The sequence below is a fragment of the Cohnella phaseoli genome, from assembly GCF_003386235.1.
Taxonomy (GTDB): Bacteria; Bacillota; Bacilli; order Paenibacillales; family Paenibacillaceae; genus Cohnella; species Cohnella phaseoli.
This window is the reverse complement of the sequence record NZ_QRDZ01000016.1, coordinates 71,229-95,704: the sequence shown is the minus strand read 5'-3', so window position 1 is coordinate 95,704 and position 24,476 is coordinate 71,229. Positions and strand designations below refer to the sequence as shown.

Sequence of the window (24,476 nt, the reverse complement as noted above, 5' to 3'; positions counted from 1 at the left end):
AAAGCGATGAACCAGGAGCGAATGTGCGAGGCTTCCGACGAAATGCTGATTCGTGCCGTTAGGGAAGGGCAAGTGGAGCTGTACGCGGAACTGATTGAGAGGTATCAGCAGCGCTTGTACGTCTATTGTTATCATCTCCTCATGCAGCGGGAAGAAGCGGAGGATGCGGTACAGGACGTGCTGATCAAAGCTTACGAGAAGTTGGCGCTGTATGCCTACAGTCAATCTTTCTCGGCATGGCTGTACAAGATGGCCTATCATCATTGCCTAAACCTGCTCCGCAAGCGGAAAAGATCGGCGTTGTTGGCCAGACTGCTCAAACCGCTCAGTCAGGATCATGCGGATGAAGGGTATGCGGTTGCGAGACGGAAGGAAGTGCTGGTGCAAAGCGAGCGGGCGCTTCGGCGGCTATCGGTTGATGAACGATCGCTGGTTGTGCTCCGGGTGATGGAGGGAAAATCCTACGAGGAGATCGGACAGATTTTTCCCCAATCGTCGTCGGCCTTGCGCAAAAGGGTGGAGCGAGCTCTAGCCAAGCTAAGAAGAATCTGGGGAAAAATGGAGGATGGAGAAGATGAGGAAGAGTCAACCTATCGATTGGCAAGCGAATCTGACATCGCTGAAAGAGCGACTGCCCCGAATCGATAGAACGGAACGGATTATGGCGGAAGTTCGTAGCAGAAGTCGGGCCGAGCAATCGCAGTTGGTTATTTCATCGGGGAAGAAGTCAGGCCGGATGGGTGCATGGCGCATTTCCTTAATCGTAGCGGCGGTCCTCTTTGCCTGCGGCTTCGGCTATGCGATGGAATCCTGGAAGATTTTTGCTCCGGATGGTTCGGTTGCTCTGGAATATAGAGGCTTCATGCCGGGTGACGAGTCTGTCGATGAGGTCGATACGGGAGCATTGCGGAGCCTGTTGGCTGAAGGAGAGGCGGCCGTGTTTTACTTGAAGGACCAGAATCGCTATATCGGTCTAGCAAACGAACGGCAGTATACCGACTTTTCGCAATTTGCCGCAGAAATCGATCGGCGTAAGCCGTTGAATGAACTCGGAAACGGTTTTGTTTTTCAATCGGGCTCGCTTGTGCATGATCTTAGATGGGAAGTCGCGGACGAGAAGGATTGGGCGGACTCTAAAACTTTCGAGGAATTAAGCTATCGGACGATTCCGCTTGGCGAGATCACGGGGTATTATGCGAGCTACAAGAATGACCGCGGGGATAAAGTCTCGTTAAGCGTATGGACTAATGTGCCGGATCGGGCTATTTTTACAGACGAAATGAACGAGCTGGAGATGAAAAAGGTTCAAATCGGCGCGCGGGAAGTCTTCTACTTAAAAGAGCGGGACAGTGCTTCGCAGCGCTTGGCTTGGGGAGAGGGCGAAGGGGATCAGTACGCCTATTATCGTCTGGACGACCTCTCTGCCGAAAAAATGTCGCAGGAGCGCCTGATAGAAATCGCATTTGTGTTGATCGGAGAATAAGGGGCGGCTCGGATTTCTTTCATTCCTCTTTCATTGGGCTCTGATAAGTTGGTTGGGACTGATACATTTCCCCCCATTTAAACACAGTAGAAAAGAGGATCTATGAATGGAAATTCGAGTAAATCGTAAGTTTCATTTAACTTTAACCGCTCTAGCTATCCTGTTGCTGGTTACGATGTTAACGCCTTTGCAATCCTATGCAGGCCCCTTTCAAGGCGAAACCAGATATTCGGCGGCCGGTTCAGGCAATGATGTGACTATTGCTGATTTTAATAATGATAGCTATCTTGATTTTGCAGTTGCAGGTTTTGACGGTTCCTCAGTTACCGTTTGGAATGGCAACGGGGATGGGACTTTCGGATCTCATACCACATCCAATGCCGGGGGAACGGCTATTGCGATTACGAACGCGGATTTTAATAGAGATGGCAACGTTGATGTGGCAACCGTGAACTGGAGTTCGAATTCAGTTTCAATTTTATTAGGAAATGGTGACGGAACCTTTGCGAGCGCAATGGTTATCCCTGTGGGCAGATCTGTTCACTATATTGTTTCGGCTGATTTCAATAAGGATGGAATAATGGACTTGGGGGTGTCCCCTCTTGGAGGGAGCAGTGTGTTCATTATGATAGGAAATGGCGACGGGACCTTTGAACCTATTGTGAATGTTGCTGCCGCGGCGGGGACCTCTCAAATTGCGATTGGCGATTTCAATGCGGATGGCAATCCGGATCTCGCGGTTAGCGCTTTTGTCGACCAAAAAGTTAGTGTTTTATTAGGGAATGGCGACGGAACCTTTGCTCCGAAAGTAGATTATTCAACCTCGCAATACACGCAAAGAGTAGCTACCGCCGATTTGAATAAGGACGGACACTTGGATTTGGTCGCGGTTAACTCATCTGGCTCTATTTCTATTTTATTGGGAAATGGCGACGGTACTTTTCAAAATAGGGTTAACCAATCTACTAGAAGCGCTGATCCGCGAGCTATCTTAATCGGAGATTTCGTAGGCGATGGGGAAATCGACATTATAGTTGGAAATTTCGGATCATCGAACCTTTCGATCTTCTCTGGCATTGGCGATGGAACGTTTGAAACAGCAACTACTTACCCTCTCGGTATTGGTTCAATATTTAATATGGTTAGCTCGGACTTTAACGGCGATAGCGTATTGGATCTCGCGTTTGTTACCCAGAATTTTAATCATCTCCACGTTCTTTTGGGCAATCATAGAAATGCGGACCTGCAAAATCTGAGCCTGTCAGGGGGGGCGGTACTTGATACGCCATTCGGTACGAGCACGTTCAGTTATACGTCGAGTGTGGGCTATAGTGTGTATGGGATAAGTGTAATTCCAACCTTATCCGATGCGACAGCTACGGTTACGGCACAAGTGTATGGCGGCGGCGCGCCTGAGTCGGTAGACAGCGGGATGGAGAGCAGCGCCTTGCCGTTAAATGTAGGTGCGAATAAGATTGAAGTGGTGGTTACCGCGCAGGATGGTACGACTATTCAAACGTATACAATAGACGTGACGCGCGGCCCAAACACAGATGCGAATCTCAGTGGACTCGGTTTGTCGGGGGGCGTAGCGCTCAGCCCATCTTTCAGTGCGGGTACGCCTGGCTACACAGCGAGTGTGCCGTATAGTCAGAACAGCATTCGTGTAACGCCAGTTGCGGATACGACGGCTACAGTAGCGGTTCGGGTGAACGGCGGTGCGCCGGAGGCTGTAGCGGGCGGTGGTACAAGCAGCGACTTACCGTTGAACTTAGGCCTCAATACGATCGAAGTGACCGTGACTGCGCAGGATGGAACAACCGCTCAGACGTATACGATAGACGTGACGCGCGATCCAAATACAGAAGCGAGTCTCAGCGGGCTCAGCCTTTCTGGAGGCGTGGCGCTTAGTCCTTCTTTCAGCGCGGGTACGTCTGACTACACGTCGAATGTGCCTTATAGTCAAAACAGCATTCGTATAACACCGGTCGCGGATGCGACGGCAACGATAGCGGTTCGGGTGAATGGCGGCGCATCGGAAGCCGTAGCAGGCGGTGCCGAGAGTAGCGCGTTGCCTCTGAATACAGGCCTTAATACGATCGAAGTGATTGTGACTGCGCAGGATGGTACGACTGTTCAGTCGTATACGGTAAACGTAACACGCCAGTCCCCACCGTCTAGCGCAGGAGGTGGCATGATTCCTTCGCGCAGCGCGAATGCAAATCTTAGCGAATTAAGCCTGACAGGGGGAACTGCGTTAAACCCTGCATTCACTCCAAGCATACTCGGCTATACGTCCAGCGTGGCAAACTCTATAGACGGTATTAGCCTAACTCCAATATTGGAGGATAAGAAAGCAACCGTTCAGGTAAGGGTGAATGGCGGTGGGCTGGAGACGGTCGCCAGCGGAAGCGCGAGCGGGACGTTGCCGTTGAAAGCGGGGAAGAACGTATTGGATGTGATTGTGACGGCGGAGGACGGTACCAGCAAGAGTTATACGATTTCCCTGACTCGTCAGAGCGAGTCGGTTACTGAACCTCAAGCGCCAGAATGTTCCTTTACGGATATTCAGAAGCACTGGGCGAAGAAGGAGATCTGCGAAGCAGCCGAACTGGGAATTGTAGAGGGAATGAGTCCGCGCATCTTCATGCCGAATGCCGCAGTCACGCGAACGGAGTTCGCGGTCATGCTGCTCCGTACACTCCAGATCGAGATCGACAACGATGCGGGCGCTCTATCGTTCAGCGATAGCGACAGCACGCCGAAATGGGCGGTTCAAGCGATTCGAACAGCGGTGGGCAAAGGAATTCTGACGGGCTATCCCGATGGAACGCTTAAACCGGTACAGACGGTAAGCCGCTCCGAAATGGCCGCGATGGTTTCCAGAGCAATGAAATGGCAGGTCGGAAGCAAGGGGGGCGGTTACTTTTCCGATGAGTCCGGCATTCCGAATTGGGTATGTCGAGGCCGCACGCGAGCGCGGGGTGCTGACCAGACGGTCGGGCAATCGGTTCGCGCCGGAAGAGGTTACGACGAGAGCCGAAGCCGCGGTTGTCCTTCTAAGGCTGTGGAAGTTGCTTTATTAGTGCCAAGCGCACATGAAATTTGTACAGATCGGTCTAGCGCGTCATTCTATATGACGTTGCGGGCCGGTCTTTTTTTGTCGATTTCTGAAATGGTATACTTGAAGCATGAATCCCACAATTGAACTTATTCTGATGTCCGCTTCGGTGGTCATGTCGGGCATCATTTTATTTTTCGTATACGGGTATAGAAAAGAACGCGGAGTCAGCTATCTTATCGGCCTGATCGCCTGTCGAATGATCTACTCCGCCAGCATCATTATGGAGAAAAGCAGCTATTTATTAATGGATAAGCTGATTTTTCGCCATCTTCAAAGCACGGCGCTGAATTTTATCGTGCCTTGCTTTATTCTCTTTGTCTATCAGTTGGTCGGTCGGGAGAAACTGGTCAAGCCGATCTGGAGAGTTGCGCTGTTTTCCGTATTCGCGCTCTGGTCTTTGCTGTCTTGGTTTGACTCCGAGCTTCATGTGATCTACCGTCTCATAGAGCTCATAAATGGTCACTTGGTGACTTCCCGGACTGTCTATTCCATTGCGTTCGGTCTTCTATGTTTCAGCATCATCGTAGGGGGCGTCTTCTTTCTATTCCAATATATACGGAATATCCGCAGCGATTTTCGCAAGCCTGGAATGTGGGTTCTGTTTCTCAGCATGTTTCCGTTCGCACTGGAGGTTGCCAGGCTTATACAGCCCGAATGGTCGCCCTGGCTGCTTTCGTTATCGGTTTACTGCGGATTTACGGGGATGTTGATGCTCGTTATTATGCTGAGGATTAAGTTTTTCGCGGTTGTCCCTTTCGCCAGAACGATCGTTCTCGATACGCTTCAGGAAAGTATCGTTATTACCAATGCTTCGGGAAAAATCATCGACAGCAATAAACAAGCGTCGCGATGGTTCGCGGGTATGGGACATACGGAGATTTCCGGCCGGGACGTGAAGGAACTGCTGGAACCATGGCCGGAATGGCGGCGTTTGTGCGAGTCCATGCAGGAGGGGCGGGCCACAATTGAGGCTTGGCTAGACGGGGAAAGGAAAATTTACAACGTCAACGTCTATCCCGTGCATCGTCTGCGCAAGCAAGGCAGCGTCTCTCTTGTCGTGGATGTCACGGAGAAAGAGAAGCATCTGGAGCAGATTGCGCAGTTAAACCGGATGAAGGACCAGTTGTTTACGATCGTATCGCACGATATTCGTAGCCCGCTTGCTTCTCAGTACCAACTGATCGCGATGCTGGAGGAGGATCAAAACCGGTTCGACGAGGAGCACCGGGAAATTGTTGGGATGCTGGGGGATCAGATTCGCCAAACGCTGGGAATGACGAACAATCTGCTGGAGTGGTTTCGCAGCCAACGGGAAGATATGGCGCTACGTCCGCAATGGCTGGAGTTGTCCGAAGTCGCAGAGGATTGCTGCCATATGCTGCGGGCACAGAGCGAAGCCAAGCAGATTGAGATGAAGAACGCGATCCCTGCCGGTACTCGCGTATATGCCGACCGGGAAGTATTGGGCCTGGTTTTGCGCAACCTGTTATCCAATGCCGTTAAATTTACGAGAACAGGAGGCTCCGTTCGCGTAAGCGCCCGGGTATCCGATGAATTGGCGACTATCTCCGTTAGCGATAACGGAGTGGGAATGGATGAAAAGCAAGTTCTGCGCTTGTTCGAAGAGAAGGCGTTAAACTCGTTGCTCGGTACGGCGGGGGAGCGGGGAACCGGACTCGGACTGCTGGTCAGTCGGCAGTTCGTGGAGCGAAGCGGCGGGAAAATGTGGGCGGAAAGCCGCGCAGGGCAAGGGAGCGTATTTTATTTTACCGTGAGGGGAGGAAAGGAAGGATGAGAGTTCTTGTCGTCGATGATGAACCGGCAATGCTGCTCGCCATGAAGCGGCTGCTATCCAAGTCGGAAGGCATAGAATTGGTCGGGAGCTTTCAGGACGCGGCGGAGGCTCTGCAGTTCGTTCGAGACAATCAGGTGGATCTTGCCTTCCTGGATATCCAGATCGGCGAAGATAATGGGCTGGAGCTGGCGCGGGGATTGCGTGCGTTACGTGCCGACGCGGACATTGTGTTTACGACATCGCACACGGAATATGCGATACCGGCTTACGATGTATATCCGCTGGATTATATGGTCAAGCCGATTTCCGGTACGCGACTGGAGCAGACTATTGCCAGAGCGCTTGGCAGACGAAGCGCTTCTTCCGGAGAAACGGAAAGCCGCGCTCCTCAAGGTCTAACGGTTCGCGGATTGGGAGGCTTCGAGGTTTCCAGTCGGCAAGCGGGAGAAGTAAAATGGATATCCCGGAGAAGTGCGGAGCTATTCGCTTATTTGCTGGTACATAGAGGTCGCAACGTATCTAGAGCCCGCATTCTAGAGGATATGTTCCCGGATATGCCGCTTAAAAATGCCGAGGTTTATCTTAATACAGCGGCCTATCAGCTGAGAAAGGCGTTGTCGCAGCACGGATGCAAAGAGGCGATTCTGTCCACGCCGGAGCAGTATCGCGTTGACTTGAGCCAGATGGATGTCGACTTTATTCAATTCGAGCAGGGGGTCGAGAAGCTGTCCTCCATTGAACCGGGAGAGGAAGAAGCCGCGGTTGAATTGGAAAAGCGCTTTGCGGGCGAGCTGTTCGAGGACAAGTCGTATATGTGGGTGACCGCGGAGCGTTCACGACTAGTGCTCGTCTACGATTCCTTCGCCAAGCTTCTCGTCAATCGGTTGTTAAACCGAGAGCAGTATCGGGAGGCGGCTCGAATCGCGCGAAGACTGGTGTCTCACAATGAATTCGACGAAGAGTGCAATCTTCTGCTGCTGACGACTCTTGTAGCTATGGGGGATCGGCAATCTCTTCATAGCTCCTATGAGCGTTATTCGCAATTATTGCTTCAGGAGTTGGGTCTCCAACCTTCGGATAAATTGCGCCGGATTTGGGAGAAGCGACACGAATATTAGTGATCTATTTTAGATGAAGGGGGGAGGGGAGCCCGTATGGAGCATGATTCAGGTCGGGAAGCCGGAGCGCCAATCGGCGGCGGGCTCGGGAATGTCTGGTTTCAGCTTAAAGAATCTATTCGCGAACGTGAAAATAAAACGTGTCGAATTGTGTATACTTCGGCTCCGACGTTCATGCTCTTCGTACCCGGGCAATCCTACGGGAAAATTGTGATCGACGGCTTGCTGTATCCTCTACAGGCCAACTCGGCTTATTTTGTCGCTGCGGGGCAGCGTGTGGAGACGCACTACGAACGGAAAGGCGATTATCCTCAATATCGCTTTTTATTCGATCTGGTCGGCCCGGAGGAGGAGATCCAGCGAACGACGAGCTGGCTTACGGAACGTGGACGCTTCAGTACGGCCGCCGACTCGCGACTGCTCTTGTTATGTAATAAGACGGCGGAAGGGTGGAGCATCGCCGATCCGATCGCTCGTCTTGCCGGACAAGCCGGCTTTCTGGAGCTTCTGTACCTGCTGTTCCGGAGGCAGGACGAGCATGGCGAGGCGCTGGAGCGGGTGCGTGCCTATCTCGAATCCGCTTATCGAGAAACCGTGACTGTAGAAGATTTGGCGGACAAGGCAGGGATGAGCCGCTATTATTTTATGAGATCGTTTAAGGAGCGCTTCGGACAGAGCGTTATGGAGTATATGACCGAGCTGCGAACGAACGAGGCTAAGCGGCTCATGGAAGCGGGAGAGTCGCTTAGGAAAGTGTCGGAGACCGTCGGCTACAAAGACCCGCTGTACTTCAGCAGTCAGTTCAAGAAGCATGTCGGGATTTCGCCGAGCAGCTACATCGCTAGTCGGAAATGCCGAACCGCGGCATATAGCTGGCCTAATGTCGGCCAATTGCTGACGCTCGGAATCATTCCTTACGCGGCTCCGATCGATCAGAGCTGGTCTGACGATTATCGACGCAAATATCGTTTCGACGTCAAGGTGCCGCTCAGCCATGATTACAGTTTTAATCGCCAAGCCTTGACTCGCGCTTGCCCGGATCGAATCGTGGCCCTCGACGAGATGATCATCGAAGAGGAGAAGATCAGACTGCGGCAAATCGCGCCGACCTTGTTTCTAAGATGGCACAAAGAAAGCTGGAAAGAGCATCTTATTCAGGTTGCCCGGTTTATAGAGCGGGAGAAGGAAGGGGAGCAATGGCTCGACCGCTATGAAGGGCAGGCCGAAGAGCTGCGAAGTATCGTCCCGTCTGCGTTTCGCAGCGGCAGATTGCTAATTCTGAACATCTGTGCCCGGGGAATGCAAATTTGGGGCAAGCGCGCCGGATCGGTGCTTTATAACGATCTGAGGATTCCATGTGCTGCCGGGGTCGAACAAATTCCTTTTACGGAGTTTGCAACGGTAGAACGGCTATCCGAGCTGGATGCGGATACGCTGCTGGTCACCGTCGTGAAGGATCGTGAGTCGCAGGCGGAATGGGAGCGACTGCAGCTTACGGAGGCTTGGAAAGGTTTGAGGGCTGTACGCAATCGCAATGTGTACCGCGGTTCCGACCGCAATTGGCTGCAAGAGCCTATACTGGAATACACGGCCAATCGGCAGGAATTGTTGCTTCAAGATTTGAAGCAGTTATTTCGTGCTCTCTAGAGCGATAAACTCAGCATTATATCGTATTCCTTGAGAAGGTAAACCTCTTTATAATGGGCATGGTGATAATGATTCTCATTCACAACCGGAGGGATACGAGTGATTCGATTAGAAAGACCCGCTGGCGTTGACCAGAGCGGTTCAATGGTTAGTAAAAGGTTATGGGGATTTGCGGGACTGATCGTTCTATTGCTGGCGATGCTGACGGCAAGCGCCTGCGGCAAGCAGGAGACAAGCTTGGAGACGCCGCCAAGTCCAAGCCAGAGCTCCAGCCCCGAGGCTTCGGCTTCATCCGAAGAAGCGCAGACACAGACGATCAAGCATTATTACGGCGAGACGGAAGTTCCGCTGCATCCGCAGCGCGTCGCCGTTATCGGGCACGAAGATATCGCCCTGTCGCTGAACGCTCCTCTAGTGTACGCCTACGGCTTCGACGGCTATTATTTGTACGATCGATTAAAGGCATTGAATATTCCGCTATCGGAAAGCTCCGATCTTAACCTGAACTTCGAGGCGATCTTGGCAGCGAAACCGGATCTGATTATTCTGCAAGGATATTTTACGGATGAGCAAGGTTACGAGAAGCTGAACAAGATTGCGCCGACGATTGCTTTCAAGCCGGACGACTGGAAGGGGAATATCGTCGTTATCGGACAAGTCCTGGGATTGGAGAGCAAGGCGAAGGAGGTTGTCGCAGCTTACGAAGACAAACTGAAGCAGGCTCAAGAGGCGATCGCCGCTGCCGCCGGTTCGAAGAATACAGTCGCTTTCCTTCGTCCCTCTGATAAGGAGATCCAGGTATTTTTCCCAAGCTTCGCTCCGCTGATCTACGATGAGGTGGGACTTAAACCGGATGCGAGCATCGACGAATTCAAGAAAAAGGCCGATGGGGATTGGGGGATCAACGCGTCGCTTGAGGAGCTGCCGAAAATTACGGCGGATTACGTGTTCGCCATCTACGGCGGCTCGATCAGCCCCGCCGAGGAATACGAGAAGGAAAATGCGGCTGCGATCGAGGTCGAGAAGCTGCAGGTCTGGAAGGCGATGCCTGCCGTCAAGAACGACCGTGTATTTAAAGTATCGGCCAGAACCTGGATGTCTTCCGGCCCGATAGCCAACAGTAGCGTTATCGATGACATTAAGGCCGCTGTTGTCGGAAGCCCATAAATATCAGCTATATCTGGTTGCTGTGAGATAGCGGAACCGCCTTCCCAATACGAGGTTAGGCGGTTTTTTCGTTCAGACTGCCGGGACTTTCTCGACAGTCTGAGGGGGAGTTGCACGATTGCGAGACGATTCAATCTCCCCATACCCGACGAGCCTTCACATACTTAAGCTGAGCCACAATAATGACGCTGATGATGGCTAGAAGGAACCACGAGCTGATCTTGCTGAAGCTGACCAGATGCCAGACTTGGTGCTGGTTAGGGTACTTCCACGCATTAAAGAATGTCGAGATATTTTCGGCCAGCCAGATGAAGAAGCCAACAATGATAAAAGAGAGCGTCAAGGGCATTCGATAGGTGGCCTCGCGTACCCGATAGATGATCCATGTTTTCCGAAATACGATAAATACAAGCCCCGTCAGCCACCAGCGAACGTCGGGAATAAAATGATGGGTAAAAAAGTTCAAGTAAATCGCCCCGCCCAGGAGCGCAGCAGACGCCAGTCCGGGCCAGCCGGTCATGTCCATCCTCAATCTCCGCCATACCTGACACATAAAGCTCGCTACGCTGGCATACATAAACCCGCTGTAGAGCGGGACGCCGAACAGCTTCGTATACGCCGGCTCGGGGTATGACCAGGAACCCATATGTACCTTATATAACTCGAGGGCCAGACCGATCAGGTGAAACAGGCAGATGACCTTGATTTCATCGCGAGTCTCCAATCCGCTGCGATACAGGAAGTATTGTACGCCTAACAAAACCAGCAGAATAGCGTCGTACCGATAGATGAACGGCAGATGAACTACGTTGGAGAGAGCCAGAGTTCCGAAGATCGCGACCGGGAACAAGCAGCTCATCGCCTGATGATAGCCGAAATGCAGCAATTGAACGATTGATTTCAAGATCAAGGGAACCCCCTGCACCTTTAACCGGTGCATTTATTTGTACTCCATGATAAAGGTGCCAGGGGAACGGAAAAAGAGAAATTACTTGGCGGGAAATTGCTTGTTTTCAGCTTGTTCAATGGATCGCTTCCGCTTCATCCTGATATTTCCATGCGTAAGCCCTTATAGTAGAATAGGTTTCAGCACCTTCGCATCTATTCTACATATAGGAGGATATATTTCATGAAAGCGGGAAAGCCAGCAACATTAGTTCGGTACCTGATCATGGCAGTTCTCATCGTTGCAGCAGCCCTTCCGGGACTTGCCGCCGCGGAAGAGAGAGATCAGGAGACGATGGAAACTTCGCAGCCGATCACCTTTCCGGTCAAGTTCAAGCGGGCTACCGGAGATCCGATGAATAATGTCGCGACGGACGGCAAAGGGACGATTATTACCCTGTCGGATAAGTTTTTGAATATTACGAGGGATTACGGAAAGACATGGGAGGCGCGTCGGTTGCCGTCCTCGGAACCCTATTTTGAAATCGACTACTTGGATGGGCTTTATTACATAACTAACGATTATCGTTATTCCGGAGAACCGCACTACTATTCCTCAGACGGAGCGACTTGGACGCCGTTCTACCTGAAGGCGCCGGACGGGAAGAAGCTGGGGATCAATAACATCCAGAAAGTGAACGGAAAGTGGATTGCCGTGACCACGAACGAGAAACTCGACAGCTTGCACATTTTTACGTCCAAGGACGGAAAAGAGTGGGCTCGTGCGGGAGCGTTGACCGATATTCTGTGGTCCGGGAGCAAAGTATACATCGTTCCCAGCGGCAAAGGTTACGCAGCGATCGCGGGCGGTCATCGTTATTTCAACTACAAGAAAACGACTGTACCTAACAACTTCCTTACCGAGCCCAAGGGCGGCGAGGGAGCCGATCTGATCGTATATACGTCTCTTGACTTGGAGGAGTGGACGCTTCGATCCGGAGCGGAGGGCAATTTCCGGTACAATTGGTATACGTTAAATCTGGCAACGGGCGAACGGGTGCCGGCAAGGGATTATCATATTTATGAGGAAGAGCCTCTGGAGAAGGGCAATATTCGTTTCTACGACGTCTACTCGAACCAGTTGAGCTCCAAGGATGGAATCACGTTCACGCTTAAGAAGGCGCAGCCGATTTTCCAGAAATACAGCTTGGGCGATTATCGCACGCCGATCTTCAAAGCGAACAATCAATATTACGTGTTCGCTCAGTTCTGGAACGGCCCGGGAGGGCAGCATACGAGGGTATTGATCTCCAAGGACAAGACGAATTGGAAGGAAACCGCGCTGAAGAATGTGCCGAGAAATATGTATGTGATCCAATCCGGCAAATACTTCATCGGGTACAATGAAACGGAGATGCTAATCTCAAGCGACGGGCTTACGTGGAAAAAAATCAAGTAACTTAATAAGACAATAGATTTGCTAGGGGGTGGCCAATGATTAGAAAAGTACTTATCTATTGCATGGTTGTTGTGATTGTATTTAATCTTATTCCTTCACACGAGGCTGCCGCAGCAGCAGAGGGGCGGTTCGATCAGACAATAGCAAGCGGAAATGGCCGCGTTTACGCGATCAAACAAGATGGAAGCTTGTGGTATTGGGGTAAAGGAACGTTTAACGATCAATCCGGAGATCAATCCCCCGAGCGCGCGAAAATAACAAAATTAATGGATGACGTCATCGGAGTGTATGCGGATTGGTTCAGCGGGTATGTCATTAAGGCTGATCGCAGCATGTGGACAGTCGGCGATCATGGAGAAGTCGTTAAGGTAATGGATGACGTCAAAGCGGTTGCTAATAGCTATACCGAATGGATTGCCTTGAAAACGGATGGAACCGTCTGGAAAGGAGACATTCACAGATCGATTACTCCAAAGAAAAAGTTGTCCGACGTTGTACAAATCAGTGCAGGGATTAATGCTTTCTACGCTGTGAAGGAGGATGGTACGCTGTGGGGCTGGGGAAATAACTACTCGGGTACGCTTGGGATTAAAACCCCAAGTCCAGATGTGCTCACACCCATACTCATTATGAAGGATGTAGCATCCGTTCACGGAGCCGGGATGGCCGCATTTGCGGTCAAGAAAGACGGCTCGCTGTGGGGCTGGGGCAATCATGATGGATTAATCTTCAACGGAGCGGATGAAACCTGGGCATTCGATCCCTATGATGACGGGAGCCAGAGCATCGTAGCTTCGCAGTTCACTCCAGTGAAGCTTATGGACAAAGTTCTGAAAATCGATGGCCGCAATCATCTGGCGGTCATTAAGAAGGACAAAAGTCTATGGTTATGGGGAGAAAATGAAGATGGGCAATTGGGGGACGGCACCCAACTCTCCAGGTTTACCCCGCAGAAAGTGCTTGACGACGTCGTAGACGTGACAGCGGAAGGAGCTTTCACCATTGCGTTGAGGTCGGACGGAACGCTTTGGGGATTCGGTACGAATTCGGTAGGCGAACTGGGGCTCGGCGCGTTCGATTACGATCCCCATACAATGCCGATTCGACTCATGGATAACGTCGCTAGGACAGGAGCGCAAGCTTCGTTCCCTTCCTTGTGGGCGAAAGAAGATATTCTTTATGCAAGTCAAGAAGGACTACTGCCCAAAAGGCTTCAGTCGCAATATCAAAGCAGTATAACTCGCAGCGAATTCGTTTCATTAATCGTGCCCTTGATCGAGAATAAGACGGGTAAAGATCTTGATACTATTCTATTGGAAAGAGGGTTGACACTGAACTATTCGTTCTCTGATACGAGTGATTCGGACATTCTTCATATTGCTGCAATTGGTATTATCGAGGGGATTGGAGGAGGCAGATTCAATCCTGAAGGCCTAATCAACAGAGAACAGGCGGCATCGATTCTTATGAAAACCGCCCTTTTCCTTGGCAGTGACAACAGAGTTGTTCAATTAGATGAGAGTCTCTTAGCGGATCGCGAGCAAATATCCAGTTGGGCTCTGGAAGCTGTTAACTACTGTCTTAACGCTGAAATTATGCGAGGTGTAGGAAATAGCGTGTTTAGCCCCAAAGCCTCGTATTCGAGAGAAATGAGCATAATAACGACTATGCGTTTGTATAAGCTACTGAATGTAGGATCGGAAAAGGGTCGCTTCGACGAGCCCCTGTAAAAGGGCTCGTCGATCCAACCCTGACCTGAGGAGATAAAGTCGTGTCGTATATGCCTACAGCGGCTTAATAGGTACGCACAACTCGCAATAGCCCTCCTTCAGCAATTCTCCACGATACCGCTCGATAATCGGTTTGTTGTCGTCCATACGATAGCCGCCGCTCTGCAAAGCCGGGAAGATGGCCGCCCATGCTTGTTGAACGGCTTCCGACGTATGCTCGATTTTGCAAATCGCGTAGCTTCCGCCCGGGAAGCGATCTTCGCCAACGGCTTCATCGATGGGGGCTGATTGAGACAAGACAATGCATGCGTCGTATCGGCAGTTTTCCGGCGGCGTTGTTGCAGGATGATCTTGCGGAATTCCGAAGAGCAGGGCAGACTCCGTGAGCAAGTTTTTCCCCGCTGCCCATACCTTTAACCTTTCCATAGCTTGCGTATTGGCGGGACCGTACGGTCCAACCTGACGTACATAGGCAATGCGATAGGTCGGAAGTGTTTCTACTTTAAGTTGCATGGTTGATTCTCCATTCCTAGTAGGATTTGACGCATTTCGAATGCTAACATGATATAAAATTAATTTCCAATAAATGTTTTAAAATAATAATTTTTATGAAAAAAGAAATGCTGAAAGGCAAATAAAAAAAGCAAGGGGCTGCTGCAAAAAACAGCGACCCCTTGCTTTTTTTATTGCTCCGAGCGTTCCGCCGCCGCTTCGGCAGCCGTCTGCTCCCACGCTTCATCCAGATCGCGGATCAGATCGTCCGCGCTTTCCAGGCCGACGTGGAGCCGCACCAGGCTGCGCGCGCCGGGTGCTCCGTAACCGGTCGGAACCGGGTTGGCGGTGATCAACGATTCGAAGCCGCCCCAGCTGACCCCGATCTTAAAGTAGCGCAGACGATCGGACCAAGCCCGCATCGTTTCGGGGGACTCGGCGGATTCGAAGGAGAACAGCCCGCTTGTGCCGTCCATCTGCCGCTTGGCCAGCTCATACTGCGGATGCGACGGCAGCCCGGGATGGTTGACGCGCAGCACGTACGGCTGTCGGCACAGATGCTCGGCGACCTTTAATCCGCTGCGTTCGTGGCGTTCAAGCCGCAGCGGCAACGTGCGCAAGCAGCGCTCTACTTGAGCTGCCGTATGCGCCGACATAATGCCGCCGAGCAGCATATATTCCCCGGAGGCGATTCGACCGACAAGCTCCTTAGAGCCGCTGACAACGCCTCCGACGCTGTCGCTCTGTCCGGAAATATACTTCGTGATCGAGTGTATGACCAGATCGACTCCAAGCTCCAACGGCCGTTGAAAAACCGGCGTTGCCCAAGTGCCGTCGATTGCGGTGACGATGCCGCGACTGCGGGCAAGCTTAGCGCATGCGGCTAGATCCTGCAGTTGGAACAGCATCGTTGAAGGACTCTCCAGATACAGCAGCTTCGTATTCGGCTGCAGCGCAGCCTCGATCGCTTCCAGCGAGCTGCCGTCTACGAAGGTCGTCTCGATCTGGAACCGGGATACATAGTGTTCCAAGAAGTGCCGTGTCGGTCCGTAAGCCTGATCGACGCAGACGACATGATCGCCTGCCTGCAGGTTGGACAGAATGGTAGCCGAGATCGCGGCCATGCCGGACGCGAAGCACTTGGACATCTCAGCGCCTTCCAGCTCCGCCAGCTTATCTTCGAGGAAGCGAACGGTTGGATTGTTCCCTCGGGAGTAAACGTGCTGCTGATGCTCGTCGGCGTGCGCCTGCATGAACCGTTCGTAACTATCGAAGGAAAACAAGCTCGTCTGGTAAATCGGAATATGAATCGCTCCGTGATGTCGGCCGTCGTACGGATCGTGTGCGACCGATGTATGAAGATTTTCTCGTTGGTTGATCTTATGCATAATACGCATCCTCTTTCTAAACGGATCGGCTCCTGGCGTCAACGTCAGAGCTTGCCCGACTGCGAGTGAATTTACCCTTTGACGGCGCCTTGCGTCAGCCCGTCCACGATGAACCGCTGCGCAATCGCGAACAGCACGACAGTAGGGATAACGGACATCATCGTGCCCGCCGACATGGCGCCCCAATCGATGTCGAATTTCATGACGAACGAGTTCATCGCTACCGGCAGCGTCTTCAGTCCTTCATTATCGATAAACATGACAGCCATAAACAATTCGTTCCAGTTTTGAACGAAGGCGAAAATAAACGTAGCGGTAATCCCGTTCATCATGACCGGTAAAATGACGCGGATGAGCGCTGATAGTCTTGAGCAGCCGTCGATCATGGCCGCTTCCTCCAGACTTTGCGGAATACGCTCGAAAAATCCTTTCAATAATATGGTTGAAAACGGGATCAACCCGACGGTGTACATTAAAATCAGCGAAAAATGCGTGTTGATCAAGTCCATTTTTGTCATTAGCATATACAGCGGTGCCAGCGAGACAAAGCCGGGCAGCATCTGTGTCAAGAAAAAGGCGAGCATGATCTGACTGTGTCCCCGGAACTTAAACCGGGCCATGATATAGGCGCTGAGTACGGAAATCACAGAGACAATTAACGCGGCCGTCAGCGCAATGAACAGGCTGTTGGCAATATAAATCTGAAATTTGGAAACCCGAATAATATCGGCATAGTTTTGCAAAGTCAGAGCTTCAGGCCAGTAACGGATAGGATACGTGAAAATTTCCTTCTGCGGCTTCAGAGAGGTTATCGCAACCCACAACAGAGGGAACACCATCAGAATCAAGTAAACACCTAACGAGACCGATTTAAGTCCTTTCAACGCGAATTGTTTCATGCTAGAAATCCCCCAGTTTCCCGGCCTTCGTAACCGTTAAATAGAAGATTGTATACAGCAGCAGCATGCCGATCATAACAATGCCGATCGCGGAAGCCGCGCCGTAATCGCCGCCGTACATAATGCGGTCGAGCATGAGCGAGGACAGGATGTGCGTCTTGCCTGCCGGTCCGCCGTTCGTCAAACCGTAAATAATGGCCGGGTCGTTGAAAATCCAGATCGCCCTTAGCAGCGTTGTCGTGAGAACCGTCGGCATAATATAAGGAAGCGTAATGTTGAACAGCTTGCGTATTCCTCCTGCTCCGTCCATACTGCCCGCTTCGTAAAGCTCGGAAGGAACCGATTGAAGCGCCGCCAGCAGCATAATGGCGAAGAAGGCAATGCCGTACCACACGTTGGCTATGATGACGGAAATCATGGCCCAGTTCGGATCGGACAGAAAGCCGATTCGTTCGTCGATGAGGCCGACTCGCAGCAATAGATCGTTAATGACGCCGATCTGCGAGTTAAACAGCCATTTCCAGATCAGGCCGATCAGAAACCCGGACAGCGCCCACGGATAGAAAACAAATCCTTGGAATAGGCCGCGGCCGCGAAATTTCTTGTTCAGCATAAGCGCGACCGCCAGTCCAATCGCAAATTGCAGGAAAAGCGATACGAACACCCAGTAAGCGCTATTCGTAAGCGCCCCGAGGAACTTGGGATCGCTGAAGATCCCTTTGAAGTTGTCAAAGCCTATAAAATGCACATTCGTCAGGTCGAACAACGTATAGTTTTGGAAAGCCATCACGATACCGCGTCCGAACGGATAATACGTAAAAGTCAGCACCAGCAGGAGAGCCGGCAGCAGGCTTAGCGCGATGAATTTGCCAGGGGAGTTGCGCGAAGCCGATAAGCGCTTCGACAGGAAAGAAGGCCGACCATTCATCATTGTTCACCACCCTTGATCGTCAATCGCAAAAGGTAAACGATGGGCGGCTTGTCGCCGCCCACCGCCCGTCTACGGGGAACTATTTGTCCTTAAAATTCGTTCTTTCGTTGGCCCAGAATTCGTCCCACTTCTTCAAGGTGTCTTCAATGGACGAGCTGCCAAGCAGCATCGATTGACCGGTTTCCATGGCGACTTGTCCCCATTTGCCCGTACCCGGATATTTCGTGTTGGCTTTCAGGTTGACGTATTCCTCCGGCTTGCTTGCCATTTCCAACAGCGACTTGTACATGGCATCCTGGAAGAACGGATCTTCGCTTGCGCTGGTGTGAACAGGAACAAGTCCGGTCGCTTTCGCGAAATCGGTATTTTCCTTCGGACTGGACAGGAACTGGATCAGCTTGAAGGCCGCTTCTTTGTTCGTAGAGTAGCTGGTAATGCCCCAGCCTGCTCCGCCGGCGGATACGAACGACTTACCGCCTGGACCTTTAGGCATTGGCGCGGTGCCGACCGTGCTGATGTCCATTTTCTCCTTCAGAGACGGGATCACGTCAGGGTCCTGCAGAATCATCGCGGTTACACCGGATGTGAAGGCTTGAACCTGCTCGGAGAAGCCCCAGTTGATCGAATCCTTCGGCGAGCCTTCCTTGAACAGCTTGATGTAGAGCTCCACTGCCTGCTTAGCTTCCGGCGTGGAGAACATCGTCTTGCCGTCCTTCAGGAAGTATGAATCGGCATGGTCGATATTATCGAAGTTGTGGTTTTGAATGATTGTATCCGGAACGCCGTTGGCGCCCGAGCCTCCCCGGAACGAGAAGCCGTAACGGTTTTTGCTCGGATCGGTCAGCTTGATCGCGCTTTCAACAAGCTCTTCGTAATTCGTCGGCGCGGAAAGACCGGCTTCCTTGAACCAATCGGCGCGGTAGAACAGCTGACGTTGGTACATCCCGTTAGGGATAAAGTACAGCTTGTCTCCCAATGAGCCGACCGACTTGGCGACATCGGTGACCGTGCTGAAATCGCTCCAATTGGTCACATAATCGTTCAGCGGCTCGATATAACCGTTGTTGGTGAACTCGGATACCGTCAGATCCCGTACCTCAAGCACGTCGAGCTCTTGCTTGGCCGCCATCATGGTCTTAATCTTGTTGTCGGCCTGATCGAACGGAGGCGAGACCAGTTCAACTTTGATGTTCGGGTTTTCCGATTCGAACCGGGTGATCATTCCCTTCAGGTAAGTCGTCCGATCCGGACTGGTCAGGCTTTCGATCATCCGCAGCTTGACTTGCTTTTCCTTGCCGCCTTCACTTGCGCCGCTATTGCTGGCATTATTGGCTTTATCGCCGCCACAGCCCGCTAAGACGCTTAAGAGCATGACCCCCGCAACTGTACCAGACAATACTTTTGTTTTTCTCTTTACCGCCATCTCTTTTGGCCTCCTCTTTTACTTACCGACCTCAATCCATAGCAATCGGACAGTCATCCTGTCTGATAGGTATAAGTGTAAAAGAAAGCGCTTAACTCTGTCAACAAAAAATTCTTAAACTTGTCAAATTAATAATGGCAGCAGGCAAACGAGTCAATAAGTTCTAATAATTTCTTCAATCCGGTTCATCATCTTGTTGAATTCCGCCACCGCCTGCTCGGGATCGCGCGCGGCAATACCTTCAAACATCGAGCGATGGTAGGGATAGGTTTCGTCGAACAGCCGCTTATCGCCAAGCGGTTCATTAAAAAATTTCTCGTACATGCCGGAGATCGACTCCAGTACGCTGAATAGAATCGGATTGGATGCGGCCCGCATGACGCTGCGATGGAACGCCAAGTCGATTTTCGACGTGTCGAGATCGGCTTCCTTCAGCTTATCGTATTCGCGCAAAATTTCCTCAAGCTCCGCCGTTTGAAGAGGGGTAATTCGCTTGGCCGCCAGATCCACCGCCTTGCCTTCAAGCGCTCGCCGCACGTCCAGAATCGACAGCAGGAAACGCTTCTCGTTCTCCACTTTGATTTTGCCCGCGAAGCGGTAGGTGCCGACGTCGCTTACAAAAATGCCTTTGCCGTTCACGACTTTCACGATTTCAATCGTTTCCAGGTGCCTCAGCGCTTCGCGCAACGAGGAGCGGCCGACGCCGAACATCCTTGTCATTTCCTCTACCGAGGGCAGCTTGTCCCCTTCTTGCAGTTGCTTCTCTTCGATATATTTTTGAATTTCCTGGGACACCAATTCATGCATCAGTTGTTTATGAATTTTCGCCACGGTTAGCACTCCTATCCGAATAGCTATTCTCCCATCTTAATCACGTGAATCATAGAAGATCATTGCGTGCCTGTCAAGACTAACTGAGTCTTGCGGTTCGCCGGAGCAAGCTTCGGCTCTAGCTGCGAAATGTGCGAACGATCTGTTGAACGATCAGCAGCAGAACCCCCGCGAACACCCAAATATCGGCAAAATTCATCGTTGCCATCTCGGAGAAGAAGAGGAAGTCCGTCACTTGATTGTACAGAAGTCGATCGATGGCGTTGCCAAGCGCCCCGCCGATGATGAGTGCTATGCATACTTGTACGAATGTTCCGCCGAGCTTCCCTCTCCGCCGCAAGTAGATTGCTGCCACCGCGAGTAAAAGAACGAGAACGGCAAGAGCTCTTCCCCAGCCGTGGAACAGATTGCCGGTCGAGCCTGTGTTGACGAGATGGATCAGCCGCATGCCGATCCCCGGAATTTCCGCCGTTTCTCCAAGCTCCAGCTGCATGCGGATTGCGAGCTTGGTCACAATGTCGATAATGAGCGCTGCGGCAATAATCAAGTAGAAGTACATCGCAATCCCCCTCATCTCTCATAATTAATTCTACCCGGCTGCGCCGCGCCCTTCCTGTCTGAGTACGCTAACTCCACAATATCAAAAAAAACGCTTACGTAATATGACAAGATTCGTAAAATTGAACCGATGGCCTCGACTAAGTCGGCTTAAGGCGATTGATCGCGGGACGATGCAGTTTTTGGTACACTAATTACGATAATAGAACATTCTGTGAATGCGTATGAGGAATCTCTCAACTGAGCAGATGCGTTCGTCAACGGAAATGAGGATATCTAATGCTTACACTATTACGACACATCGGCAACCGTACACGTTTATGGATAGCAGCGATGGTTGTCATTCTGGCCATGCTGCTGACGGGATGCGCAAGCCTTATCGAGGCTCCCTCTTCCTCGGCCGAGTCGTCTCCTTCACCAATCGCCTCCGAGATTGGGAGGGTGCCTTCTTCAGCCCCGGCCCCGCTGACCGGATTCAAGGAAGTATCCGATTATATCCGTCTTCATCACGGACTTCCGGATAATTTCTTAACCAAGAAGGAGGCGGAGGCGCTCGGCTGGGTTCCCTCCAAAGGGAATTTACATAAGGTCGCCCCAGGCAAAAGCATCGGGGGAGACCGGTTCGGCAATCGGGAGGGGCTTCTGCCGAAGGCCAAGGGCCGCGTTTGGTACGAGGCGGATATCAACTACGAGCAAGGAACGCGCGGGGCGGACCGCATTTTGTATTCCAGTGACGGTTTGATTTATATGACTACGGATCATTATAAGTCGTTTACGGATATCACGAAGGAGGGGAGCGTGTCGGAATGATAGTATCGGTGGAGCTGAGACAATCGGAAGCGGATCGTTGCGAGGACGTTCATGAATGGCTGCAGGAAGAGCTCGGCTTGCCTGAATGGTATGGCCGCAACTTGGATGCGCTATGGGATTGCGTCACCGGTTATTTGCCGAAGCCGCTGCAGATCAGATGGTTCGTCGATTCCGAGCGCGAGGAACGCTACTCCGCGATCATAGAGCTTTTTCAGGATGCTGCGGACGAAGACGAGGAGATCGGCTTTGAGCTTGTGCGATAAGAGCAGTCGAACTATAGGGAGAGAGGGGAAAAGATCATGATCGTTTTGAAGGACATCGGAAAATTCGAGGAACTGCCCGAAATGGCGATGCACATTCATACAGGCAATATCCCGGCGCTACAGGAAGCGATTGCGGCTAGTTGGGATTTGGAGGCGGATATCCTGCTTAGCCGGCACGTATCGCTAAGCCCGCTGGATCTGGCGCTGATCTCCGAAAGACTGGACGCGGTAAAGCTGCTGGTCGAGCACGGCGCGAATCTGAACGTCCCTCATAATCCGGCCTTTTTGCGGGCCGTTCGCTACTGCAAGGAAAACATCGTTCGCTATGTCGCGGCGCAAGGCGCCAAGATGGATAAGCTGAATCGCGTCGGATCGGGCGCTTATTCGCAAGCTTATTATGGCAATAAAAAGAATATCCCGCTCATTCAGGAGCTTGGGCTTGAAATAAGACAGCATGGCGGTCCCGTTTTGCGGCAAGCCGTGTCCAATTATGATAGGAATACGATATCCTATCTACTGGATCACGGGGCGGACATTAACTATAATGAGCCGGACATGGTGTATCCTTACCGGGCCACGCCGCTGACTGTGGCTACGCGCATGGGACACGTCGCTATAGTCAAATACTTAATCGAGCGCGGAGCGGACGCGACCCTGGCGGAAAAAGACGGCGAGCGCCCCTACACGATTGCGGTCGGCAACAAAAACAAGGAGCTGGCCGATTATTTGAAAGCGCTGGAGCCCGCCGAATTTCACGATTTGGAGAACAAGAAGTACGAGCTCAGGAAGTATAAGCTGCCTGACGGACTTATCGCTTTCCTGACAGGGGACAAGCTGCGCATAGAACTGCCGACCAACGAGTATGCCATCGGATTTATCGACTTTTTTACTTTGATCGATACGATCGAGATGAAGGCGGGTCGTCAAAAGCTGCTGCGTCTGTCCGCGGACATCGACAACTGCTCCCATCTGCAGCTGGTGTGGAATCCGAAGAAGAAGGGGCAGATCGGCTGCTATGATGTGGAGCATCAGACTTATGCGGATCTATGCAGCTTTGCCGAGTTTATCGCCCAGCCCGAGCTTTATCTCATCAAGGCTCTTGAGGGAGAGCTGCACGAGTAGGATATATTCGGATGGTTAGGGGGAAAATATATCCAGTCTACTTCCTAACGAAAATTCCTTGTGGTAGTTTATGGTTAATGCGGTCCGCTGCCATTAGGAGGATGAACGGATGAGTCGGGATGTGCGGAGAAAATTTATAATCGGCCTGCTTAGCCTGTTTATTTTTGTCGCCGGTTGCGGCAAGACGGAGAACGCTATCCCCGCGGCTTCGTCAACTCCGACTCCGACATCAGTCTCGTCTGATCCCATTGCAGCCGACGGGCCTTTCGAATGGCCGGAAGCGAAGCCGGCCGAAGCGGGAATCGACGAGGCCAAGCTGCAGAAGATCGACGAAGCCGTCGCAACGAAGCATAAGAAGACGCTCAGCGTGCTAATCGTCAAGGACGGTCGTCTCGTGTACGAGCGCTATTATCAACATAAGGGCAAGGACGACCCGACCGGCGTGTTCTCGGTCGTCAAGAGCGTCACTTCGGCGCTTGTCGGCATTGCCATCGACAAAGGCTATATGAAAGGCGTGAACCAGAAGCTGTCGGAGCTGCTGCCCGATTTGTTCGCCAACGTGGACGATGAACGCAAAAAACAGATTACCGTCAAGCACGCGCTGACATTAACGGCCGGCCTGGAGTCGAATGACGAGAACATGTTCTCTAGCTTGGATCTGGGAGCCGACACGTTGGCTAAACCGATGGTGAACGAGCCTGGAGAAACGTTTATCTACAACACCGGAATGGTTCATCTGCTGTCTATCGCTTTGACCAAGGCGTCCCATATGACGACCAAGCAGTTCGCCAAGAAATACTTGTTCGAACCGCTGAATATTACCGAATTCGAGTGGAGCACGGACTTGCAGGGCTATTACAACGGAGGAACGTTGCTATCTCTACGGCCCCGCGACATGGCGAAGCTCGGTTATTTGTACTTGCAGAAAGGGAAATGGCAAGGGGATCAGATCGTGTCCGAGAACTGGGTCGCGGAATCGTTCACTCGGTACGTCACTGCCGAGGAGACGTACGGCTACGGTTACCTGTTCTGGTTGTCCGAGTTCAAGGACAAGTCGGGCAATCCGGTATCGGTCTATGAGGCGAGCGGCTACGGCGGACAGCACATTCAGATCATTCCGCAGTGGGATACTGTAATCGTTGTTACCTCCGATCATGAGTCCAAAGACGATTCTATCTCCGATAAACTCATTCTCGATTACGTCATTCCGGCGATTCAACCCGAATAAATAAAATACATAATTTACAAATAAAACGTTTTAATTTACAATTATTAGTATGAGGAAAATTTCCTGAAAGTAACCTTCCAAGCTAATAGCTGGACCTACGCGGCCTATTTCTCGGCTTCATTC

At 51.7% G+C, this 24,476-nt stretch carries 21 protein-coding genes; 13 read left to right on the top strand and 8 right to left on the bottom strand.

Features of this window, described 5'->3' with window-relative positions:
- The first annotated feature begins 6 nt into the window (after window positions 1–6).
- The 7 genes from DFP98_RS19990 (at window position 7) to DFP98_RS19960 (ending at window position 10,334) form a co-directional block, all read left to right on the top strand.
- On the top strand, window positions 7–648 hold the full coding sequence (locus tag DFP98_RS19990) for an RNA polymerase sigma factor (RefSeq protein WP_116062376.1): 642 nt from the start codon (window positions 7–9) through the stop codon (window positions 646–648).
- On the top strand, window positions 575–1,483 hold the full coding sequence (locus DFP98_RS19985) for a hypothetical protein (RefSeq protein WP_181917807.1): 909 nt from the start codon (window positions 575–577) through the stop codon (window positions 1,481–1,483). Before DFP98_RS19990 ends, DFP98_RS19985 begins: the two co-directional genes overlap by 74 nt.
- A 106-nt stretch (window positions 1,484–1,589) precedes the next feature.
- A complete protein-coding gene (locus tag DFP98_RS19980; protein WP_116062374.1) occupies window positions 1,590–4,691 on the top strand; it encodes a cadherin-like beta sandwich domain-containing protein in 3,102 nt (1,033 codons plus the stop codon).
- Window positions 4,675–6,402 carry a sensor histidine kinase gene (locus DFP98_RS19975; RefSeq protein ID WP_116062373.1) on the top strand — a complete coding sequence of 576 codons (1,728 nt, stop codon included), beginning with the start codon at window positions 4,675–4,677 and terminating at the stop codon, window positions 6,400–6,402. The genes DFP98_RS19980 and DFP98_RS19975 overlap by 17 nt, the downstream gene beginning before the upstream one ends.
- Window positions 6,399–7,520 carry a response regulator gene (locus DFP98_RS19970; protein ID WP_116062372.1) on the top strand — a complete coding sequence of 374 codons (1,122 nt, stop codon included), beginning with the start codon at window positions 6,399–6,401 and terminating at the stop codon, window positions 7,518–7,520. Before DFP98_RS19975 ends, DFP98_RS19970 begins: the two co-directional genes overlap by 4 nt.
- Window positions 7,521–7,556: 36 nt before the next feature.
- Window positions 7,557–9,167 (top strand): AraC family transcriptional regulator, encoded by a 1,611-nt coding sequence (locus tag DFP98_RS19965; protein ID WP_116062371.1) that lies wholly within the window; start codon window positions 7,557–7,559, stop codon window positions 9,165–9,167.
- Between the two features lie 99 nt (window positions 9,168–9,266).
- The gene (locus DFP98_RS19960) at window positions 9,267–10,334 is read left to right on the top strand and encodes an ABC transporter substrate-binding protein (protein ID WP_246016608.1); all 1,068 of its coding nucleotides are present in this window, start codon (window positions 9,267–9,269) and stop codon (window positions 10,332–10,334) included.
- Between the two features lie 130 nt (window positions 10,335–10,464).
- Here the strand turns inward: DFP98_RS19960 and DFP98_RS19955 are convergent, their stop codons facing one another.
- Window positions 10,465–11,238 carry a DUF817 domain-containing protein gene (locus tag DFP98_RS19955; RefSeq protein WP_116062451.1) on the bottom strand — a complete coding sequence of 258 codons (774 nt, stop codon included), beginning with the start codon at window positions 11,236–11,238 and terminating at the stop codon, window positions 10,465–10,467.
- A gap of 225 nt (window positions 11,239–11,463) precedes the next feature.
- Here DFP98_RS19955 and DFP98_RS19950 point away from each other — a divergent pair, with 225 nt between their 5' ends.
- Window positions 11,464–12,678: a hypothetical protein gene (locus DFP98_RS19950; protein ID WP_116062369.1), complete on the top strand. Its 1,215-nt coding sequence runs from the start codon at window positions 11,464–11,466 to the stop codon at window positions 12,676–12,678.
- 35 nt (window positions 12,679–12,713) lie between these two features.
- Window positions 12,714–14,408, top strand: coding sequence for an RCC1 domain-containing protein (locus DFP98_RS19945; RefSeq protein ID WP_116062368.1), 1,695 nt, complete (start codon window positions 12,714–12,716; stop codon window positions 14,406–14,408).
- A 54-nt stretch (window positions 14,409–14,462) separates the two neighbouring features.
- Here the strand turns inward: DFP98_RS19945 and DFP98_RS19940 are convergent, their stop codons facing one another.
- The 7 genes from DFP98_RS19940 to DFP98_RS19910 form a co-directional block, all read right to left on the bottom strand.
- The gene (locus tag DFP98_RS19940; protein WP_116062367.1) at window positions 14,463–14,921 is read right to left on the bottom strand and encodes an AraC family transcriptional regulator; all 459 of its coding nucleotides are present in this window, start codon (window positions 14,919–14,921) and stop codon (window positions 14,463–14,465) included.
- 170 nt (window positions 14,922–15,091) lie between these two features.
- Window positions 15,092–16,288: a trans-sulfuration enzyme family protein gene (locus DFP98_RS19935; protein WP_116062366.1), complete on the bottom strand. Its 1,197-nt coding sequence runs from the start codon at window positions 16,286–16,288 to the stop codon at window positions 15,092–15,094.
- A gap of 71 nt (window positions 16,289–16,359) precedes the next feature.
- Entirely contained in the window at window positions 16,360–17,187 is an 828-nt protein-coding gene (locus DFP98_RS19930) for a carbohydrate ABC transporter permease (protein ID WP_116062365.1), read from the bottom strand.
- Window position 17,188: 1 nt separating this feature from the next.
- Complete coding sequence (locus tag DFP98_RS19925) at window positions 17,189–18,118, bottom strand: carbohydrate ABC transporter permease (protein WP_116062364.1); 930 nt, start codon at window positions 18,116–18,118, stop codon at window positions 17,189–17,191.
- 79 nt (window positions 18,119–18,197) lie between these two features.
- The gene (locus DFP98_RS19920) at window positions 18,198–19,541 is read right to left on the bottom strand and encodes an ABC transporter substrate-binding protein (protein ID WP_246016607.1); all 1,344 of its coding nucleotides are present in this window, start codon (window positions 19,539–19,541) and stop codon (window positions 18,198–18,200) included.
- Between the two features lie 153 nt (window positions 19,542–19,694).
- Entirely contained in the window at window positions 19,695–20,372 is a 678-nt protein-coding gene (locus tag DFP98_RS19915) for a FadR/GntR family transcriptional regulator (RefSeq protein WP_246016606.1), read from the bottom strand.
- A 118-nt stretch (window positions 20,373–20,490) separates the two neighbouring features.
- On the bottom strand, window positions 20,491–20,931 hold the full coding sequence (locus tag DFP98_RS19910; protein ID WP_209073853.1) for a signal peptidase II: 441 nt from the start codon (window positions 20,929–20,931) through the stop codon (window positions 20,491–20,493).
- Window positions 20,932–21,209: 278 nt separating this feature from the next.
- On the opposite strand from DFP98_RS19910, the gene DFP98_RS19905 reads away from it, so the two are divergent.
- The 4 genes from DFP98_RS19905 to DFP98_RS19890 all read left to right on the top strand — a co-directional run bounded on the left by DFP98_RS19905 (window position 21,210) and on the right by DFP98_RS19890 (window position 24,353).
- Window positions 21,210–21,740: a ribonuclease domain-containing protein gene (locus DFP98_RS19905; protein ID WP_246016605.1), complete on the top strand. Its 531-nt coding sequence runs from the start codon at window positions 21,210–21,212 to the stop codon at window positions 21,738–21,740.
- Complete coding sequence (locus tag DFP98_RS19900) at window positions 21,737–22,003, top strand: barstar family protein (protein WP_116062362.1); 267 nt, start codon at window positions 21,737–21,739, stop codon at window positions 22,001–22,003. Before DFP98_RS19905 ends, DFP98_RS19900 begins: the two co-directional genes overlap by 4 nt.
- 36 nt (window positions 22,004–22,039) lie before the next feature.
- Window positions 22,040–23,125, top strand: coding sequence for an ankyrin repeat domain-containing protein (locus tag DFP98_RS19895; RefSeq protein WP_116062361.1), 1,086 nt, complete (start codon window positions 22,040–22,042; stop codon window positions 23,123–23,125).
- A 109-nt stretch (window positions 23,126–23,234) separates the two neighbouring features.
- On the top strand, window positions 23,235–24,353 hold the full coding sequence (locus tag DFP98_RS19890; RefSeq protein ID WP_116062360.1) for a serine hydrolase domain-containing protein: 1,119 nt from the start codon (window positions 23,235–23,237) through the stop codon (window positions 24,351–24,353).
- Window positions 24,354–24,476: the final 123 nt, after the last annotated feature.